The sequence below is a fragment of the Mesorhizobium intechi genome, assembly GCF_002879535.1.
Taxonomy (GTDB): domain Bacteria; phylum Pseudomonadota; class Alphaproteobacteria; order Rhizobiales; family Rhizobiaceae; genus Mesorhizobium; species Mesorhizobium intechi.
Genome location: NZ_PNOT02000293.1, coordinates 16015 through 33950 on the forward strand (window position 1 = coordinate 16015; position 17936 = coordinate 33950).

At 64.9% G+C, this 17936-nt stretch carries 18 protein-coding genes; 7 read left to right on the forward strand and 11 right to left on the reverse strand.

Annotated features, from left to right (window positions below):
• Positions 1 to 3 precede the first annotated feature (3 nt).
• Positions 4 to 444 (forward strand): VOC family protein, encoded by a 441-nt coding sequence (locus tag C1D09_RS25175; RefSeq protein WP_143976789.1) that lies wholly within the window; start codon positions 4 to 6, stop codon positions 442 to 444.
• A 249-nt stretch (positions 445 to 693) separates the two neighbouring features.
• Positions 694 to 966, forward strand: coding sequence for a hypothetical protein (locus C1D09_RS25180; RefSeq protein ID WP_143976790.1), 273 nt, complete (start codon positions 694 to 696; stop codon positions 964 to 966).
• Between the two features lie 36 nt (positions 967 to 1002).
• On the opposite strand, the gene C1D09_RS25185 is transcribed toward C1D09_RS25180, so the two are convergent.
• The 6 genes from C1D09_RS25185 to C1D09_RS25210 all read right to left on the reverse strand — a co-directional run bounded on the left by C1D09_RS25185 (position 1003) and on the right by C1D09_RS25210 (position 6806).
• Entirely contained in the window at positions 1003 to 1239 is a 237-nt protein-coding gene (locus C1D09_RS25185; protein ID WP_246135870.1) for a hypothetical protein, read from the reverse strand.
• A gap of 158 nt (positions 1240 to 1397) precedes the next feature.
• Positions 1398 to 2546 carry a substrate-binding domain-containing protein gene (locus C1D09_RS25190; RefSeq protein ID WP_143976791.1) on the reverse strand — a complete coding sequence of 383 codons (1149 nt, stop codon included), beginning with the start codon at positions 2544 to 2546 and terminating at the stop codon, positions 1398 to 1400.
• 72 nt (positions 2547 to 2618) lie between these two features.
• Positions 2619 to 3605 carry an ABC transporter permease gene (locus C1D09_RS25195; protein ID WP_143976792.1) on the reverse strand — a complete coding sequence of 329 codons (987 nt, stop codon included), beginning with the start codon at positions 3603 to 3605 and terminating at the stop codon, positions 2619 to 2621.
• The gene (locus C1D09_RS25200) at positions 3602 to 5173 is read right to left on the reverse strand and encodes a sugar ABC transporter ATP-binding protein (RefSeq protein ID WP_143976793.1); all 1572 of its coding nucleotides are present in this window, start codon (positions 5171 to 5173) and stop codon (positions 3602 to 3604) included. The genes C1D09_RS25195 and C1D09_RS25200 overlap by 4 nt, the downstream gene beginning before the upstream one ends.
• Before the next feature lie 112 nt (positions 5174 to 5285).
• A complete protein-coding gene (locus tag C1D09_RS25205; protein ID WP_143976794.1) occupies positions 5286 to 6029 on the reverse strand; it encodes a DeoR/GlpR family DNA-binding transcription regulator in 744 nt (247 codons plus the stop codon).
• Positions 6030 to 6179: 150 nt separating this feature from the next.
• Entirely contained in the window at positions 6180 to 6806 is a 627-nt protein-coding gene (locus tag C1D09_RS25210; protein ID WP_143976795.1) for a TetR/AcrR family transcriptional regulator, read from the reverse strand.
• 317 nt (positions 6807 to 7123) lie between these two features.
• Here C1D09_RS25210 and C1D09_RS25215 point away from each other — a divergent pair, with 317 nt between their 5' ends.
• The 3 genes from C1D09_RS25215 to C1D09_RS25225 are packed head-to-tail and all read left to right on the forward strand — an operon-like array spanning position 7124 to position 10886.
• Positions 7124 to 7597 carry a (2Fe-2S)-binding protein gene (locus tag C1D09_RS25215; RefSeq protein ID WP_143976796.1) on the forward strand — a complete coding sequence of 158 codons (474 nt, stop codon included), beginning with the start codon at positions 7124 to 7126 and terminating at the stop codon, positions 7595 to 7597.
• Positions 7594 to 8577: an FAD binding domain-containing protein gene (locus C1D09_RS25220; protein ID WP_143976797.1), complete on the forward strand. Its 984-nt coding sequence runs from the start codon at positions 7594 to 7596 to the stop codon at positions 8575 to 8577. Before C1D09_RS25215 ends, C1D09_RS25220 begins: the two co-directional genes overlap by 4 nt.
• A complete protein-coding gene (locus C1D09_RS25225; RefSeq protein WP_143976798.1) occupies positions 8574 to 10886 on the forward strand; it encodes a xanthine dehydrogenase family protein molybdopterin-binding subunit in 2313 nt (770 codons plus the stop codon). Before C1D09_RS25220 ends, C1D09_RS25225 begins: the two co-directional genes overlap by 4 nt.
• 57 nt (positions 10887 to 10943) lie before the next feature.
• Here the strand turns inward: C1D09_RS25225 and C1D09_RS25230 are convergent, their stop codons facing one another.
• Positions 10944 to 11954, reverse strand: a complete 1011-nt coding sequence (locus C1D09_RS25230; RefSeq protein WP_143976799.1) for a zinc-dependent alcohol dehydrogenase family protein — start codon at positions 11952 to 11954, stop codon at positions 10944 to 10946.
• Positions 11955 to 12050: 96 nt separating this feature from the next.
• Here C1D09_RS25230 and C1D09_RS25235 point away from each other — a divergent pair, with 96 nt between their 5' ends.
• Positions 12051 to 12980 (forward strand): LysR family transcriptional regulator, encoded by a 930-nt coding sequence (locus C1D09_RS25235; RefSeq protein ID WP_143976800.1) that lies wholly within the window; start codon positions 12051 to 12053, stop codon positions 12978 to 12980.
• Positions 12981 to 13014: 34 nt separating this feature from the next.
• Here C1D09_RS25235 and C1D09_RS25240 read toward each other — a convergent pair whose 3' ends face one another.
• The 3 genes from C1D09_RS25240 to C1D09_RS25250 form a co-directional block, all read right to left on the reverse strand.
• Positions 13015 to 14136 (reverse strand): hypothetical protein, encoded by a 1122-nt coding sequence (locus C1D09_RS25240; protein ID WP_246135871.1) that lies wholly within the window; start codon positions 14134 to 14136, stop codon positions 13015 to 13017.
• 99 nt (positions 14137 to 14235) lie between these two features.
• Entirely contained in the window at positions 14236 to 15000 is a 765-nt protein-coding gene (locus tag C1D09_RS25245) for a slipin family protein (protein ID WP_143976802.1), read from the reverse strand.
• Positions 14997 to 16382, reverse strand: coding sequence for an NfeD family protein (locus C1D09_RS25250; protein ID WP_143976803.1), 1386 nt, complete (start codon positions 16380 to 16382; stop codon positions 14997 to 14999). Before C1D09_RS25250 ends, C1D09_RS25245 begins: the two co-directional genes overlap by 4 nt.
• Before the next feature lie 146 nt (positions 16383 to 16528).
• Between C1D09_RS25250 and C1D09_RS33295 the strand changes: the two genes are divergently transcribed.
• Positions 16529 to 16702 carry a hypothetical protein gene (locus tag C1D09_RS33295; RefSeq protein WP_167514745.1) on the forward strand — a complete coding sequence of 58 codons (174 nt, stop codon included), beginning with the start codon at positions 16529 to 16531 and terminating at the stop codon, positions 16700 to 16702.
• On the opposite strand, the gene C1D09_RS25255 is transcribed toward C1D09_RS33295, so the two are convergent.
• Positions 16697 to 17936, reverse strand: a 1240-nt coding sequence (locus C1D09_RS25255) for a helix-turn-helix transcriptional regulator (RefSeq protein WP_342780255.1), incomplete at its 5' end; no start/stop codon positions are given. The two genes, C1D09_RS33295 and C1D09_RS25255, sit on opposite strands and share 6 nt — an antisense overlap.

Below are 17936 nucleotides of genomic sequence, written 5' to 3' on the forward strand. Positions count from 1 at the left end.
GACATGATCGCCAACCGCTCGATGCCCACGAGCGCGGTCATACCCGTGCTGTCTTATCCCGACGTCGAGGCGGCCAGCCGCTGGCTCTGCCACGTCTTCGGGTTCGAACAGAGGCTGATCATCGGCAACCACCGCCACCAGCTCGGCTTCGGCGACGGAGCGGTGGTTGTCACCGGATCGAAGAAGGGCGAACCGATACCGGAGCAGGCCGGCTCGTCGTTGGCGGTGATGGTGCGCGTCACGGATGTCGATGCCCATCACAAGCGCGCTGCGCGCCACGGTGCCGTGATCCTGAGCCCGCCGGACACCTTCCAGTATGGCGAGCGCCAATATTCCTGTCGCGACTTCGCCGGCCACCACTGGACGTGCTCTCAGTCGATCGCCGACGTCGCGCCCGAGGATTGGGGTGGCGTCGCGGTCGGCAATCGAGCAGTCTCGCAATAGCGTCATCCCCGCCTCGGTCGCGATATCGTCGACCGGCAGCAATGGATTCCAGTTCATGACGCCGAGCACGGGTAGAACACACGTCACAACGTTCGCAACGGCGATCCGTCGGTGACCCGGCTTCCCGGCCATTCCATCAGCAACAGCTAATTGACAGTCCGCGGGAAACGGCGCTCACTGGCCCGTACAGGTGGATCGCAGCATCAGGCGGGCGATATCGACCGCCGGCGTCACCCTGGGGAGGATGCCATGCCAACCGTAGTCGGCCATCACAACATCTCGAAAGACAGCAAGCACTGGCTCAGTTCACCCAAGCGCAAGGAGCTTTTCGGCTCGCTTGGGATCACCAACATCCGCACCTTCGTCGATCCGCAGAACCCCAAACGGGTGGCCGTGATGATGGATGTGCCGGATATGGATAAGATGGCCGCGCTGATGCAGAGCAAGGCAGCTGCCGACGCCATGGCGCACGATGGCGTGGTGCCGGAATCGCTGGTGATCCTCGTCGAAGCGAAAGCGTAGCCGCGCCGGATCAGGCAGTTCGGGTCGCGATATCGTTCACCGGCAGCAAGGGCCTGGGGAGGTCAGCCCTCGCCAGCCCCGCGCGCTGCCCGAGCTCGATATCGCGGCGGATCTGCGAGGGATAGGAACGTCTTTGGCGTTGCCTTCGAACGGGTTGGCGTTGCTCTCGCCGACCTGGTCGACAGACATGTAGGCCCAGCCCAGCAGCGTGCTGAACGGGATCGTCAGCCAGATGCCGAACGTGCCGAGCACCAGCGCGACAGACCATGGCACCGAGAACCCGGGAATGCCCGCAAGACGGTGGGCCGCGACGGCCAGTCCGCCATCACCAACATGTTGATGACGTCGCGCCGCGACCGCGGCGCGAAATCGATCAGTTTGCAGGAACGGCCACGTCGGCGCGGGATCTCTCCCGCGCCCACGCAATCACCTCAATTGCATTTCGGCTTGGCGCTGTTGCAGGCGTCGACGAGCTCGGCCGGCGGGTCCTTGTGGAAGACCGTCTTGAAGGATTCCAGCACGTTGGACTGCACCACCGGCAGCGACTGCACGCCGACCCAAGCGGGCGTGGGTTGCCCGATCAGTGCCTTCATCATCGCCATCGCCTCGGCGACGCCCTGGTCATAGGGACGCTGCGAGCCGGTTGCCTTGAGCGGTCCGCCCTTGGCGATTTCGATCGCCGACTGCAGGCCAAGATCGACCGTGGTGATCGGAATGTCGATGCCTTGCGCGCGCATCGAGGACAGCGTGTCGAGCGCCGGCTGATCCCAGACGGCAAATAGGCCTTTCACATCCGGATTGCCGGTGAGGAAATCGCCGGAGATCTGCGAAACCTTCGAGGGATCGGTGAAGTCGACCTGCTTCATGACGATGTCGGGCCGGTTCTTTTTCATCCACTCGGCGACGCCCTTGGTGCGCTCATTGGTGCTGAAATAGTCGACGCCGAAATTGATCAGGCCGATCGTGCCGCCCTTGGGCATGCAGGAGGCCAGGATCTGCGCCGCGATCTGCCCATTGCCCTGGCTGTCGGCCGAGATCATCGAGGCAAAATCCTTTGGCGATGAGAGGCCAACCGGAATGCTGTCCATGAACACCAGCTTGATGCCAGCCTCGCCCACCTTCTTGTAGGTCGGCGCCGTCGCGGTGAAGTCGACGGGGATGGAGATAATGCCGTCCGGATGCTGCTGGATGGTGTTCTCGATATCGGCGATCTGCTTGTCGACCTGATATTCGGCCGACGCCACGCCGGTGACGGTGACGCCATATTTGGCCAGCGTTTCGCTGATGCCCTGCACCTGCAATTGCGACCAGTCGAGATTCACCGTCTGCATGGAAATGCCGACCTTGAACTTGCCGGCCTTGACCTTGGCGGCCTCTTCGTCGGTCAATTTCAACTCGTCGGGCGAGGCTGCCTTCTCACCATGCGGGCCCTGGCCGACGATGCCCTTCGGACCGAGCGTGGCCATGTCGACGCCGGTGACGCAAGTGTCCGGCGTCTGCGCCAAACTCATGGACGTCGACAGCACGCAGGCGCTGGCGGCGAGGCTCAATGTGCAGAAAAGCGAGTGAACCGATTTCATGACTTCCTCCGTTGATTGTGATATTTGTCTTGCCGTTTGGAGCCGGCGGTTTGTGCTGATTCCGCGTGCGCCTTACCTCCTCGTGAACGCGACCGCGGCGACGATGATTGCCCCCTTGATGACGAGTTGCAGCGACGAGCTGACGCCGAGCAGCACCAGCCCGTTGTTGAGCGTGCCGATGATCAGGCTGCCGAGCAGCGTGCCGAGCACGAAGCCGCGGCCTCCGAACAGGCTGCAGCCGCCAAGGATGACCGAGGCGATGACATCGAGCTCCATCCCCTGCACCACATCGGGCCGCGCCGCGTGCGAGCGTGCCGACAGGATCAGCGACGCCAGCCCGGCGAGTGTGCCGGTCAGCACGAAGGCGAGCGTCGTGACCTGCTTGATATGGACACCGGAATAGAGCGCGGCCGTCGGGTTGCCGCCCGCCGCGTAAACCCGCCGCCCATAGACGCTGTAGTGCAGCAGCAAGATGCCGGCGATTGTAACGCCGAGCGTCCACAGGATCGGCGCCGGGATGCCGAGCACCGAGCCCTCGCCGAAGATTGCGAAATAATATTCGTTGGTGATGATGACGGGCTTGGTGTTGGTGACCATCAGCGCCAGGCCGCGCGCGCCGCTCAGCGTGCCCAGCGTCACCAGGAAGGACGGGATTTCGAGACGCGTGGTCAGGACGCCGTTGAGCAGCCCGATCAGTGCCCCGGTGCCCAGCCCCGCCACTGCACCGACGACCCAGTTGTTGGCGACAAAGGCCATGGCCAGTGACGCGCTCATGCCCGAAAGCGCCAGCGTCGAGGCGACCGAGAGGTCGATCTGCCTGGAGATGATGACGAATGTCATGCCCACCGCAATGATCGAGACCAGCGTCGTCTGACGGCCGATGTTGAGAAAATTGTCGATCGACAGGAACCAGGGCGACGCCAGGCTGAACACGATCAGCATGATGGCGAAGGCGACGTAGAGCATGTAGGGACGCTCGCCCTTGAGCAGATGCTGGAGCGCCGAGCGCCCGCTCGATTGGCTGGCGACAGCTTTTGCCGGGCTTTGTGTGTCGGTCATGCCGCGTGCTCTTCCGATGGCTGCGAAAGTTGAATGAGGTGATGAAGGTCCTCGGCGCCGCCGAATTCCGGCCGCGCGATCGTCCTGGTGATCCGGCCATCGACGACGATGGAGATGCGGTCGCAAAGCTGCAGCAGTTCGGAAAGGTCCGAAGACACCAGCAGCACCCCACTGCCGGCCGCCGCCGCGGCGCGAATGACGCCGTAAATCTCCTCGCGCGCGCCGACATCGACACCGACCGTCGGCTCGTCGAGCAACAGCACGCGCGGACGCGGCTCGTTCCATTTGCCGAACACGACCTTCTGCTGGTTGCCGCCCGACAGGTTCTTCACCAGCGTCGACGCGCTTGGCGCCTTCACCGCCAGCCTGCGCATCGCGGCATTGGCATGCTCGCCCGCCGGCCGGCGCTGCAGCCAGCCGAGGCGCGAGAAATAAGGCAAGCGCGGCAAGGTCAAATTGCGCTCGATCGAATGTTCGAGGACGAGTCCCTGCACGTGCCGGTCCTCCGGCACCAGTGCGATGCCCAGCCCGATCGCCGCCGCCGGGTCTGTTCCCTTCAGCGATCCGCCGTCCAGCTTGGCCTCGCCCGACTGGATGGGCCGCAGGCCGAAGATGGTCTGCAGGATTTCGGTGCGTCCGCTGCCGATCAGCCCGGCAAGGCCGTGGATTTCGCCGGCGCGCAACTGGAGACTGGCCCGGTCGAGCCGGTCATTGCCGACGCCTTTCAATTCGAGCACGGGACTTTCAATTGAACCGGCCGGTTGCGCCATGCCTTGTCCAGATGCCGTGCCATCTGTTTTCAGCACGGCGTGATCCGGCCCGACGATCGCACCGACCAATTGCCGCATGGTGGATTGCGCCGTGACGAAAGTCCCGGCGTTCTGCCCGTCGCGAAAGACGGTGACCCGGTTCGAGATCCGGAACACTTCGTTGAGGCGGTGGGTGACGTAGATCACCCCGACGCCCCGCGCGGCGACCTCGCGGATCGCCTCGAACAGGATTTTTTCCTCATCGTCGGTCAGCGCCGAGGTCGGCTCGTCCAGGATGAGCAGACGGACATCGCCCATCAACGCCTTGGCGATCTCGGTCATCTGGCGATAGGCGAAGGGCAGCGAGCCGACCATGGCGCGGGCATCCAGCGGAATGTTCTGCGATTTGAGGAACGCCTCGGCCTGCGCCACCAGCTGGCGTTTCCTGAGGAAGCCGAGCCGCGTCTTCGGTTCCCGTCCCAAAAGCAGGTTGTCGGCGACCGAGAGCGACTCGACCAGGCTCAGATCCTGGTAGACGACCGCCACGCCGGCATCGCGCGACTGAGCGGGCGAAGAAAACGAGACAGGCTTGCCCTCGATTTCGATCGAGCCGCCATCATGCACATGCACGCCGCTCAGGATCTTGATCAGCGTCGACTTGCCGGCGCCGTTTTCGCCGAGCAAGGCATGGACTTCACCAGAGAGGATTTCGAGGCTGACGCCGCGCAGCGCATTGACACCGCCGAACCGCTTCCTGACGCCCTCGACGCGCAGCAAGGGGGGCGCGGAAATCAGCGCAATCGAACCCTGTTCGACCATGACGCCCGCACTTCCTCCCGTTGACGCGTCCCCTACCCGGTCGAGTCTCTTTTGAGACTTCCCTTACTTTTTTTGTGACTTTTCCATCAGAGCAGAGAAATGTCAAACGGAGTCAGACCTGCGGCCGGAATGAATCCGAGGCAACCTCACCATTCTCCGTGATGACAGCGTCGAAGCCGTCCATGGCCGAGAAAAAGGCCCGCTTGAGCTTGCCGATCTTGCTCGAGTCGATGACCAGATAGTTTTCGCGCGCCAGGCTCATCACCTTCTGCTTCACCACTGCCTCGTGGAAATGTTCGCAGGTGGCGCCGCGCTTGGCGTCGACGCCGGCGGCCGACAGAAAGGCCGCGTTGATGCCGACGCTGTTCAAGATGTCGAAATCATGCGTGCCCGAGAACGACGCCGAGGCCGGATGATAGACACCACCCAGCATGATGATGGTGACATTGGGCTTGCGGCTCAGGCGCTCCGCGACATTCATGGCGTAACATATTGCCGTTATTTGATAATTGTCGGGAATGAGATCGATCAGATGGATCAGCGTGGTGCCGCAGTCGATGAAGATCGTCTCGTCGGGCCGTATCTTGCGCACCGCGTGCACGCAGGCCTCGCGCTTGGCCGCCGCATGGCTGTCGGCCGCTGTCGCCAGCTCGTAGGGAATGTCGGCCTCGATCTCGGCCGCCGCCAATATGTGTCCGCCGAGATAGGCGATCTGCCCCTGGTTGGTGGCGATGTCACGCCGCACCGTCATCTCGGAAACGCCGAGCAGCGCCGCCGCTTCGCTGAGATGGATAACACGCCGCCGCGACAGCAGATCGATAAGCCGTGCCGTCCTTTGCGCTTTGCGAGCAGTCATGTATTGGGCCCGTCAGTCACTTGAAATGTGAGCATTTTAACAAGCGCCCGCATTCAGATGCAAGTGCGGCGGGCTGGCTCGGCCCGCCATGGCTGACCGACGCGCCTGTTTACGAGGATTTTGCTTCGCTTGGACCGGTCGCCGAGACCGTCAGGCCTTGGCGGGGTTCCCTGCCCCGAACCGCAAGCCGTCCATCAACAGCTTGACCAGCCGCCGGGAGCGGTCGCGCCATTCCGGCGTGTCGGGCGCGGAATAGATGCCGCCGAGCGCGTGCAGCACATCGGAGGCATCGACATCGCCGCGGATGGTGCCGGCCGCCACCGCCGCCTCGACCAGTTGCCGCAAGGCCTGCGACACCCGCCCCGACGTGTCGGAAAACAGCGTCGAATTGGTGGTGAGCAGGATGCGCAGGCTGGTCGCCAGGCCGCGCTTGGTGGCGATGTAATCGACGAAGCGCCGCATCCACTCCTCCAAGGCGACATCGGACGGATGCCCTGCCGCGAGCTCGCCGGCAGCGGCGCACAGCGCCTCGACCTCGCGGCGGTAGACCACCTCGACCAGATGCTCGCGCGTCGGGAAATGCCGGTAGAGCGTACCTATGCCGACGCCGGCGCGGCGCGCGATCTCCTCCAGCGAGGCATCGATGCCGCGCTCGGCGAATACCGCCGCCGCCACCTCGACAAGCCGGTCGCGGTTGCGCTGGGCATCCGCCCGCAGCGGCCTGGTTTCCGCGGCGTTGTCTCCAGCGATGACGGCTTCGGCCAATTTTTTCTCCACGGACCAAATATGGGGACTTGAACCCGGCCGGGCCAGCCCCCACGTAATAAACGGAGGCACCTCCGCTTTAAGTGGAGTGCTTTCATCATATAGGCAGGGAACCCCGTATGTCACGTACCGAGAGCTTGCAAGATAAAGCCCGTCCTTGCTCGCTGGAGATTGGCGAAGGCGGCCACGCTGCCGATCTCCTCCTGCAAGGGGAGAGATTAGCTGTCATCGGCGCTTCCGCAAACACCTAGCCGTCCGCGACCCTTGCCCTCTCCAGCCCCGACACCAATTCCTTCCCCTCAGCGTCAAGCAACCGGAGCCAGACGCCCATGACGAAAATCCCCGTCCATCTCGATATCAATGGCCAGCATCACGAATTGCAGCTCGAGCCGCGCGTCACGCTGCTCGATGCCTTGCGCGAGCGGCTCGGCCTGACCGGCACCAAGAAAGGCTGCGACCACGGCCAGTGCGGCGCCTGCACCGTACACATGGACGGCGAGCGCGTGCTGGCTTGTCTGACGCTGGCCGCGCAAGCCGAGGGCCGCGCCATCACCACCATCGAGGGGCTTGCACGGGAGGGCGAATTGCATCCCGTGCAGGCTGCCTTCCTCGATCAGGACGCCTTCCAGTGCGGCTATTGCACGCCGGGCCAGATCATGTCGGCGGTGGCCTGCATCCGCGAGGGCCATGCCGGCTCGGATGAGGAAATCCGCGAATACATGGCCGGCAATCTCTGCCGCTGCGGCGCGTATCCGCACATCGTCGCCGCCGTCCGCCAGGCAGCACAGGAGTTCGCATCATGAGGGACTTTTCATACCTGCGCGCCACTTCCACTGACGCCGCGCGCCGAGCCGCGGCCCTGCCCGGCGCCATGCTGCTGGCCGGCGGCACCACGCTGATCGACCTCGCCAAATGCGGCGTCGCCGAGCCTGAAACGCTGGTCGACATCACCCATCTCAAGGGTCTGGACCGGATCGCTGTCGACGAACGCGGCGCCACCATCGGCGCGCTCGCCAAAATGGGCCATGTCGCCGACCATGCCGACATCAAGAGCCGCTTCCCCGCCATCTCCGAGACGTTGTGGCAGGCGGCGTCGGCGCAGATCCGCAACATGGCGACGATCGGCGGCAATCTGATGCAGCGGACGCGTTGCCCCTATTTCCGCGACCCCTCCAACTTTTCCGCCTGCAACAAGCGGGAGCCCGGCAGCGGCTGTTCGGCCATTGGCGGCGTCACCAGGGGGCACGCGGTGCTCGGCACCAGCGAGGCCTGTATCGCCATGTACCCTGGCGACCTCGCCACCGCTTTGGTCGCCTTCGATGCTGTCGTTCATCTTGGCGAGCGCAAGCTTCTGGTGGACGACTTCTTCCTGCTGCCCGCAACCACGCCCGACAGGGAACACGCGATCGAACCGGGCGAGATGATCACCGCCATCGAAATCCCCGGCTCCGCCGCCGCGCGCCGTTCGACCTACCTGAAGATCCGTGACCGGCAGTCCTATGAATTCGCCGCGGCGAGTGCCGCTGTCGGCATCGAGGTCGAAGCCGATGGCCGCACCATCCGCGACCTGCGCGTGGCGCTTGGCGGCGTCGCCACCAGACCGTGGCGCGCCCGTGCCGTGGAAGACGCCCTGAGGGGCAAGGTGCTGGAGCCGGAAACCGTCCGTGCCGCCAGCCTGCTCGCCGTCGAAGGTGCCGTCGACCATGGCGCCAACCATTACAAGATCGAGCTCGCGCCGCGCGTTGTCGCGCGCGCCATCCTCAAATTGGGAGAGACGGCATGACCGTTCACAACATCAGGGTCGGTGAATCGAAACGGGGCGACGCCTCCGACGGCACACTGGCGGAGAGCGTCGGCGGCCGGCTGTCGCGCGTCGACGGCCCGGCCAAGATCACCGGTGCCGCCAGATACGCGGTCGAGCAGCAGCTCGAGGGCCTCGCCCATGCCGTGCTGGTCGAAAGCACGATCGCCTCAGGCAAGGTGCGCGCGATCGACGCGGCGACCGCTGAAGCCTCACCCGGTGTGCTGCGGGTGCTGACGCCGGACACCATCATCAGCCTGAGAACCGCATCCGACTGGTTCGGCACGCCGCCGCCGGACAAGCCCTACTGCCCGCTGGCGCGCGACATCACCTTCTGCGGCCAGCACGTCGCGGCAGTCGTCGCCGAAACCTTCGAGCAGGCGGTCGCCGCGGCGGCCCTCGTCAAGGTCAGCTATGACGAGACGCCTTCCATCGTCGATCTCGATGACGGCAAGGCCGGCGACGGTATTCCGATCGACGCCATGACCAAGGAATGGGGTGATGCGCCCGCCGCCTTCGCCGCCGCGCCGGTGCGCATCTGTGCCGCTTACAACACGCCGCGCGAATACCAGGCGCCGATGGAGCCGCATGGCCTGATCGCGCGCTGGGAGGGCGAACATCTGACCGTCTGGGAGCCGAGCCAATGGCTCGACGGCATGGCCCGCACCTATGCCGAATGGTTCGCGGTGCCGTTCGGGAATGTGAGGCTGGTCTCGCCCTATATCGGCGGCGGCTTTGGCTCCAAGGCGTTGGCGCTCAGCCATGGCGCGGTGGCCGCCCGTGCCGCCAAAATGCTCGGCCGTCCGGTGAAGCTGGTGATGACGCGGCCGCAGACCTTTACCGGCTATGGCGGCCGCGCCGCGACGCGCCAGACGGTGACGATCGGCACCGACCGTGAGGGCGTGATCCAGTCGATCGTGCATCGCGGCGTCAATGAAACGTCGGTCGACGGCATGTGGGTCGAGCCGCTGGGCTCGGTCACCTCCATCATGTACGCGACGCCGAATTTTTCGTCGAAGCAGAATGTCGTGCGGGTCAATTCCGTGGTGCCAGGCGCCATGCGCGCGCCGGGCGAAAACCCCTCGGCCTTCGGCATCGAAAGTGCCATCGACGAGCTCGCCTATGAGATCGGCATCGATCCACTGGAGATCCGGCTCAAGAACTATGCAGAACAGGACCCCCACACCAGAAAAGCCTGGTCGACCAGGCAGTTGCGCGAGGCTTTTGCCGCGGGCGCCGAACGCTTCGGCTGGGCCAGGCGCTCGCCGAAACCGCGCTCGATGCGCGACGGCAACCAGTTGATCGGCTGGGGCGTCGCCGCCGGCACCTATCCAGTGCGGCGCGCCTATGGCGAGGCTGTCGTGCGCATCCTGGCAGACGGCTCGGTCGAGGTCGAAAGCTCCTCGATCGACATGGGCCAGGGCACCTACACCATCCTGGCGCAGACCGCCGCCGAGACGGTCGGCGTGCGGGCCGACGATGTGGTGGTGAAGCTCGGGGACTCCCGCTTTGCCCGCGCCGGTGTCGCCGGCGGCTCGCGCCTTGCCGGCGTGATGACGGGTGCGGTGTCCAAGGCCGCGACCTCGGCGCTCGACCAACTGGTGGGGCTGGCCATCAGCGACCCGCGCTCGCCCTTCCACGCGCTGCAGGCCAACACTCTTGTCGTCGCCAATGGGCGCATCGGCTCGCCGCGCGGCGATGGCCCCGATGTCTCGATCGCCGAACTGCTCAAGAGCGTCGGCCGCGACCGCATCGAGGCGACCGGCGACACCATGCCGGCCAATTCGACCGCCGAGGACCGCTACAAGAACTACACCACCATCGCCATGGCGTTGCCGCACACCGAGGGCGATTATTCGCGCTACTCCTGGTGCGCGCATTTCATCGAGGTGCGCGTCGATGAGGATTTCGGCACCGTGCGCGTCTCGCGCGTGGTGTCGGCGCTGGATTCCGGCCGGCTCTACAACCCCAAGCTCGCCGAAAGCCAATGGAAGGGCGGCATCATCATGGGCATCGGCCAGGCGCTGCTGGAGGAAGGCATCATGGACCGCCGCCATGGCCGGATCGTCAACAACAACCTCGCCGATTATCTGGTGCCGACCAATGCCGACATCCCGGACATCGAGGTGATCTCGGTCGGCATCCCCGACCCGCACTCCTCGGCGCTCGGCGGCAAGGGCGTCGGTGAGCTCGGCATCGTCGGCGTCGCGCCAGCGATCGCCAATGCGGTGTTCCATGCGACGGGGAAGAGGGTGCGCGATTTGCCGATCACGTTGGAAAAACTGATCTGAGGTGGAGCGCGCAATCTTACTTCCGGTGGAAGATTGCGCGCTCGGTCGCTTTCGCCCCTACCACTCCAACCCGAACACGAGCTTGCCGAAGTGCAGGCCGCCGGCGGCCATGTGGGCGTAGGCTTCGGTTGCCTCATCAGGTGAAAACACCTTGTCGACGACCGGCTCGATCCCGGCCGCGCCGATAGCGCGGGCGGCGTCGCGAAGGTCGGACACCGATCCGGTGTTGTTGCCGATCACCTTCAGCGCCTTGATGATGATCGGCAGCAGGTTGACCGTGGCCTCGGCGCCGGTGACGAAACCGATGGTGAACAGCGTGCCGCCCGGCGCGGTGGCGTTGACGGCCCGGGCGAAGGTCGCGGTGCCGCCGGTCTCGACGACGAGGTCGGCGCCGAGGCCGCCGGTCAGCTCCAGCACCTTGCCGTCCCAGTCCGATGTCGCGCGGTAGTTGATGAGATGATCGGCGCCCAGCGCCTTCGCCCGTTCCAGCTTCTCGTCCGACGACGAGGTGATGATGACGGTGGCGCCTGCCGCCTTGGCAAGCTGCAGGGTGAAGATCGAGACGCCGCCGGTGCCGAGCAGCACGACGACCGAGCCCGGCCCGACATTGGCGGCGCGGATGGCGTTCCAGGCGGTGGTGCCGGCGATCGGCAATGTCGACGCTGCCTCGAAGGAGAGATGGGCCGGGACCGGCACGAGCGAATTGGCCGGCAGCGCGACATATTCGGCCAGGGACCCCGGCAGCGAGATGCCACGCATCTGTGTCATCTCGTAGGGTCGCGGCCGGCCGCCGATCCAGCGAGGCTTGGCATGGGCGACGACGCGATCGCCCGTGCTGAAACTCGTAACGCCCTCGCCCAGCGCGACGATCTCGCCGGAGCCGTCGGCGACCGGGATGAGCGGAAAGCTCGGTCCGGGATAATTGCCGCTCGCCACCGCGACATCGACGAAATTGAGGCTTGCCGCGCGCTGGCGGATCAGCACCTCGCCGCGCTGCGGTTCGGGGGTGGCGACAGTGGCGGTGCGGAAGGCGTCGAGCCTGGGTTGGCTCAGTTCGATGTCTTTCATGGTTTCACTCCGTTGAGACGATCGATGGTTGAGTGAACCTATCTGTTGCGCTATTTCTGGATAATCATTCCATTTTGCATTTGAGTAGTGCGAAACATGCAGCAGTCCCACGAACCGGCGGCCTTTGCCGAAATGGCGGCCTTCGCGGCCATCGCGGAGGCGCGCTCCTTCACCAGGGCAGCAGTGCGTGTCGGGCGCGACGCGACCATCCTGTCGCGGCGCCTGCAAGCGCTGGAGGAGCGGCTGGGGGTCAGGCTGCTGCATCGCACGACACGCAGCGTGTCGCTGACCGAAGCCGGTGCCGAATTCCTGGTGCGCGTGCGCGCTATCCTCGCCTCCGTCGACGAAGCCGAGGCCGCCGCTTCGGCGCATGCCGACGGCAGCCCGCGCGGTCTGCTCAGGCTGGCGCTGCCTGGCACGTTCGGGCGCATGTGGATCGGACCGATGCTGCCTCAATTCCTTGCCGAATTTCCCGATATCCGTATCGAGGCCGAATTCTCCAACCGCTTCGCCGATCTGGTCGCCGAGAATTTCGACGTCGCCGTGCGGCTCGGCGCGCTGCAGGATTCGCGGCTGGTGGCGCGCAAGGTGGCGACGCGGCACCGGCTGCTTTGCGCCGCCCCCGCCTATCTCGCGCGAAGAGGCAGGCCGCGGACACCGCAGGCGCTGCTCGAGCATTCCTGCCTGGGCTTCAGCGGCTTGCAGACCTTTCCGGCCTGGGAGATGACCGACCGCGAGGGCCGGCGCGCCCGCGTCGAGGTTTCCGGGCCGTTGGTCAGCGACGATGCCGAGGTGCTGGTCGAGGCCGCCGTGCAGGGCCTCGGCCTGATGATGAGCACCGACTGGCTGATCGGCCGCGAACTCGCCGACGGACGGCTGGTGCCTGTCCTGGAGGAGTGGACGCTGGCCGACGAAGGCGCGGTCTATGTCGTCGTGCCCTCGGCCAAGGGACAAGCCGCCAAGACCCGCGCCTTCGCCGACTGGATCGGCAAGCGCTTCGCGGCGGTGCCACCCTGGCGGCAATGAGGTGCCGTCATTCGATTTTCGCCAATCTCCCCGCCTATCCTGGAAAATCCCAGTTCGACCGGTTCAGGACATCGCTGGGTGGAAGAATCTCTTCGGGCTTGAGCTCTCGGCGCTGAACCTCATCGGCGACAAATTCCTCACGTGGTCCCCACGCTCCACCACTGCCGATTCTTAGCGGGATTTTGTCCTGCGTCAGACATTGCGAAAGGTTTATGTCAAACGTACCCGGAGCCATGTCGAACCAGTCGCACGCCTCGCCGAGAACATTGTCCGTTCGGTCCATTCTCTCCGGGATGACATTGCGGCCGAGGTGGATCGCGGGCGAATCTGCCGACTGACATTTCTCGCATATGGAGAGCCGCTCGAACGCGCCACCCTTGGCGGCCCCGAAGGATAGTGCCTGCCCCGTTTGATCGTTGCGGATATTTAGGGTTCGCCGTCCATCGGGATACGATGTTTCATCGTAAGTCCACGGATCGTGCCGTCGCAATGCCCTGACCGCACCTTGCCATTGCATGTGCATGGCAAAGTCAGGTGGGCGCATGACGGCCGTTGCAGCTTGGGGTGCCCGATGCTCGAAGTGCAGCCATTGGGCAACATCCAGCAAATTGGCAGGCAGCTCGACCTCCTCGGCGGACACGGGGCGCCGTTCGAGGCTGACAATCGCCGTCGATTGAAACAGCGAGCCGTTGACAAACACCCTCGTGGCAATCTCGATACCATCAGCCGTCACGCAACTCAGCCATTGCAGTCCAGGGGCCGGCTTGTCTGGATCGCGCCGCACAACGTCCCCCACTTCGCACGGCTCGCCGGCATGCGTCTCGGTCTGGCCGGTTTCCGTCACTGCGCGAATTCGTTCGTAGGACGTCGACGTCCGACGGTTTACCGAAACAGAGGAATAGTTTGAATCCCTAAGGAATGAGACCGTTATTTGCTTTGCCGGATTTCCGTAGATGACAGTCCCCAGTTCGTCCACACGGACCCAGCCGTCATGATGTGTGACGATCCTCGTATGGGATCCGGCCGAATTTCCCGATGGTTGCACCGTCATCGTCGCGACATAGTCGGGGACATTGGCCGAAGGCGCATAGGGTATGTCGCCTGCCCACGCCGGAGAACCTGCCAGAACGAGGCCCGCCATGATCGGTAGTCTCATCATGGCTTCTCCCCCCGCGTGCCACGCAGCTGCCAGCCGTACGATTCCCGGCAAGAGCGGCGATTTTGCGACGACTGTGCGGCCGGGCTCCGCTGATTCTTACTTTGCCCCGCCCGCCCCCTTCATGAACTGGCTGAGCAGATCCACCGGCAGCGGGAACACCACCGTGGAAGAGCGCTCGCCCGCAATGTCGTGCAGGGCCTCGAAATAGCGCAGTTGCATGGCCTGCGGCTCGGCCGCCAGCATCCGGCCCGCCTCGACCAGTTTCGCCGCCGCCTGCTGCTCGCCATCGGCGTTGATCACCTTGGCGCGCCGCAGCCGCTCGGCCTCGGCCTGCTTGGCGATGGCGCGGATCATGCTCTCGTTCAGGTCGACATGCTTGATCTCGACATTGGACACCTTGATGCCCCAGGCGTCGGTGCGCTGGTCGAGGATCTCCTGGATGTCGCTGTTGAGCTTGTCGCGCTCGGCCAGCATCTCGTCGAGTTCGTGCTTGCCGAGCACCGAGCGCAGCGTCGTCTGTGCCAGCTGGTTGGTCGCGGCCATGTAGTCCTCGACCTGGATGATCGCGCGCTCGGCGTCGACGATGCGGAAATAGAGCACCGCGTTTACCTTCACCGAGACGTTGTCACGCGAAATCACGTCCTGCGGCGGCACATCCTGCACCACCACGCGCAGGTCGACCTTCACCATCTGCTGCACGAAAGGGACGAGGATGATGAGGCCAGGACCCTTGACCCCGGTGAAGCGGCCGAGCGTGAAGACCACGCCGCGCTGATATTCCCTGAGGATGCGGACAGCCGCCGCCAGGAACATGATCACGACCAGCGCGACGACCAGATAGGCCACGTAACCAACCATCATTGTCTTGCTCCATTCCTTCCCGCATCGCGCCGCCGCACGGTGAGCACGAGGTCGCTTATGTCGGTGACCTCGACGCTGTCGCCGGTTGCGATCGGTTCGTCGGCCCGTGCCCGCCAGCGCTCGCCCTGGGCAAGCACATGGCCCTCGCCGCCCTGCCAATCGAGGATCTCGACCGGCAGGCCGCGCATCGCCTCGCCGCCGACGCGCGGCGGGTTCTTGCGTGCCGCCCAGACATAGGTGCCAGTCAGCAGCGCCAGCCCAAGCGTCAGCGCCGCGGCGGGACCGACGACGGCCCATGACATGGCAAAGCCCGGCCCCTCCACCCTCAGCAGCATGGCGGCGCCGAACAGAAAGGCGGCGACGCCGCCTACACCAAGCACGACGGTGGGATTGAGGGTCTCCATGATGAGGAAGGCGATGCCGAGCAGCATCAGCGCAAGGCCGGTATAGTTGATCGGCAGGAGGTTGAGTGCATAGAGGCCGAGCACCAGGCAGATGGTGCCGATGACGCCGGGCGCGACCGCGCCGGGACTGGTGAACTCGAAGACGATGCCATAGACGCCGACCAGCATCAGGATGACCGCGACGTTCGGATCGGTGATGATCGAGAGAAGCCGGATGAACCAGCCGGGTTCCAGCGTCTCGACCGGCAGCCCCTTGGTCGCCAGCACTACTTTTTTGCCGGCCACATCGACGGTGCGCCCATCGGCCAATTGCAACAGCTCGGTGGTGTCGTGGGCGACGAAGTCAATGACATGCTCCTGCAGCGCCGCATTGGCCGACAGGCTCGCGGCCTCGCGCACCGCCTTCTCGCCCCAGTCGCCATTGCGCCCGCGCAGTTCGGCGAGCGAGCGGATCAGGGCGACCGCGTCATTGGTCACCTTGGCCATCATCGCGTCGCCCGCCGGGCGACCGTCCTCACCCTTCTGGTCACCCTGGTTCTTCTGATCGCCCTTGTCGCCGCCCGGGAGTGACGGCAGCCCGCCAATCTCGACCGGTGTCGCCGCGCCGAGATTGGTGCCGGGCGCCATCGCCGCGACATGCGTGGCGTAGAGGATATAGGTGCCGGCACTCGCCGCATGGCCGCCGGCCGGCGCGACATAGCCGATGACGGGCACCGGCGACGCCAGGATGTCGGCGATCATCTCGCGCATCGAGGTGACCAACCCGCCGGGCGTATCGAGTTGCAGAATGAGGACTTCGGCGTTCCGCTTGGCGGCGACGTCGATCGCTTCCTCGAGTTGCCTGGTGCTCGCCGGCCCGATAGCGCCGTCAATGGCGACGCTCAGCGCAACCTTCTCGCTCCCGGCCGAGGCGAAGGGAGAAAACGCAGCCGCGGCGACAAAAGCCGCGGCAAGAAGGGCCACCCGCGCGAAGGACACGCTCAAAGCTCCATGGACTCAATATGGGTGGTGTCCCGGCGAAGTCCAATGGGGAGCCGACGTCGGCGATCGGCGCAGGTGGCCAAGCACGCGATCTTCCCCGCTCAAGGAAAGATTCACCGCCTCAGGTTCAGGATTCATGGGCAATGCCGATGCGGATATTGTGCGTCGTCAGTTCGATGGCGTCCGAATTGTCGCGGAGCGCACCGCTGCACTTCCCGATCGCTGTGACCGATCAGCCGCGGCGGATCGGCGCGGCAGGAAACTGCTGGTTCCTCGGCAAGGCGGAGATTGGCGACCTCAGCCGGCCCGCCCTATGATGCTTGAGCCGCGACGGGCGGGCCAATATCCGCGATGAGTTTGACCAGATCGGCCTGGCGGCGCGTGCCGGTCTTGGCGAAGATACGATTCAGGTGGGTCTTCAGCGTGTTCTCGCCGATGCCGAGCAACAATGCGCTTCTGGACGCGGACAACCCGCTACCGACGCGCAGCAGGACCCGTGCCTCAGCCGGCGTGAGGTCGAACAGCGTGGTGAGAACGGCCTCCGGCAGCGGCGAAGAGGACGTCATGGTCGAGACGAAGACAGCGGCACAGGCGGGCCGGAAAGCCGCGCGCGCTGTGCCTTCGCTCAACGGCAGCACATAGGCGACAGCGGGCGGCCGACCCGGGGCCGAGATAGGCAGGCCGATGCCGCGTGAGCCAAGCAAGCCGTCCGCGTCCGCGGCGCCGGCGATCGCTTCCAGCAAGGCGCGAGCCACCGCCGGATTCTCCGTCTGCAGCACACCATTTCTGGAGAGAATGGGACCATGCCCCGAGAGCATCAGCTCGGCGGCTCCATTGGCATGGAGGATCGTGCCGTCGGCGCCGGTCAGAACGACCGGCACGGCGAGATGGTCGAGCGCAGAGCGATAAAGATTGGCGGCCATGCGGGTCTGATCGAGCAGATCGCCGATCAGCGACGCACGGCGCAGATGCGGCGAGAGCATGGCCAGGAAACGCTGCTCCTCGGCCGAAATCATCCCCCTGCTCGAACGCGTGGTGCAACCCATGAGCCCGATCCGGTCCGATGTATGAACGAATTTGGTGATGCAGCCTTCACGCAATCCCTGCGGTCTGGCCCAATTCTGAAAAAAGGGCGACCGCTGGAGGTCGGCTTCGCTCATATGCGACAGCGTCGCGACGGGCGTGTCGATATCGCCGACGACCGCGGCCTTCAGCCCGGGAATCGCGTCAAAGTCATAATCCTCCTGGAGGACGCGCATCTGCTCTGGATCCCACGGCGATTGGGCCGCGAAGCGGCCATGATTGCCGGCGGTGCTGGCAAGCGCGATGGTGGCATAGGCCGCATCCATGGCTTTGGTGACGCGGATCATGACCCCAGTCCACCCGTCGGGGTTCAACACGCAATCGTAGATATCGCCGACAATCGAATAAAGGACTTCGCTGCTCAGCCTTTCCACTGTTTCTCCTACACCCAGGATGCCCGCTCCTCGCATGATGGATGGCGGGCAAAAGATCACCAGCAATTCTTTGAGCGGCGGATCGGTGCAAGGA

Coding starts and splice junctions, on each gene's coding strand:
- C1D09_RS25175 (WP_143976789.1), top strand. CDS start 4: ATGATCGCCAACCGCTCGATGCCCACGAGCGCGGTCATACCCGTGCTG.
- C1D09_RS25180 (WP_143976790.1), top strand. CDS start 694: ATGCCAACCGTAGTCGGCCATCACAACATCTCGAAAGACAGCAAGCAC.
- C1D09_RS25190 (WP_143976791.1), bottom strand. CDS start 2,546: ATGAAATCGGTTCACTCGCTTTTCTGCACATTGAGCCTCGCCGCCAGC.
- C1D09_RS25195 (WP_143976792.1), bottom strand. CDS start 3,605: ATGACCGACACACAAAGCCCGGCAAAAGCTGTCGCCAGCCAATCGAGC.
- C1D09_RS25200 (WP_143976793.1), bottom strand. CDS start 5,173: ATGGTCGAACAGGGTTCGATTGCGCTGATTTCCGCGCCCCCCTTGCTG.
- C1D09_RS25205 (WP_143976794.1), bottom strand. CDS start 6,029: ATGACTGCTCGCAAAGCGCAAAGGACGGCACGGCTTATCGATCTGCTG.
- C1D09_RS25215 (WP_143976796.1), top strand. CDS start 7,124: ATGACGAAAATCCCCGTCCATCTCGATATCAATGGCCAGCATCACGAA.
- C1D09_RS25220 (WP_143976797.1), top strand. CDS start 7,594: ATGAGGGACTTTTCATACCTGCGCGCCACTTCCACTGACGCCGCGCGC.
- C1D09_RS25225 (WP_143976798.1), top strand. CDS start 8,574: ATGACCGTTCACAACATCAGGGTCGGTGAATCGAAACGGGGCGACGCC.
- C1D09_RS25230 (WP_143976799.1), bottom strand. CDS start 11,954: ATGAAAGACATCGAACTGAGCCAACCCAGGCTCGACGCCTTCCGCACC.
- C1D09_RS25235 (WP_143976800.1), top strand. CDS start 12,051: ATGCAGCAGTCCCACGAACCGGCGGCCTTTGCCGAAATGGCGGCCTTC.
- C1D09_RS25240 (WP_246135871.1), bottom strand. CDS start 14,136: ATGAGACTACCGATCATGGCGGGCCTCGTTCTGGCAGGTTCTCCGGCG.
- C1D09_RS25245 (WP_143976802.1), bottom strand. CDS start 15,000: ATGATGGTTGGTTACGTGGCCTATCTGGTCGTCGCGCTGGTCGTGATC.
- C1D09_RS33295 (WP_167514745.1), top strand. CDS start 16,529: ATGCCGATGCGGATATTGTGCGTCGTCAGTTCGATGGCGTCCGAATTG.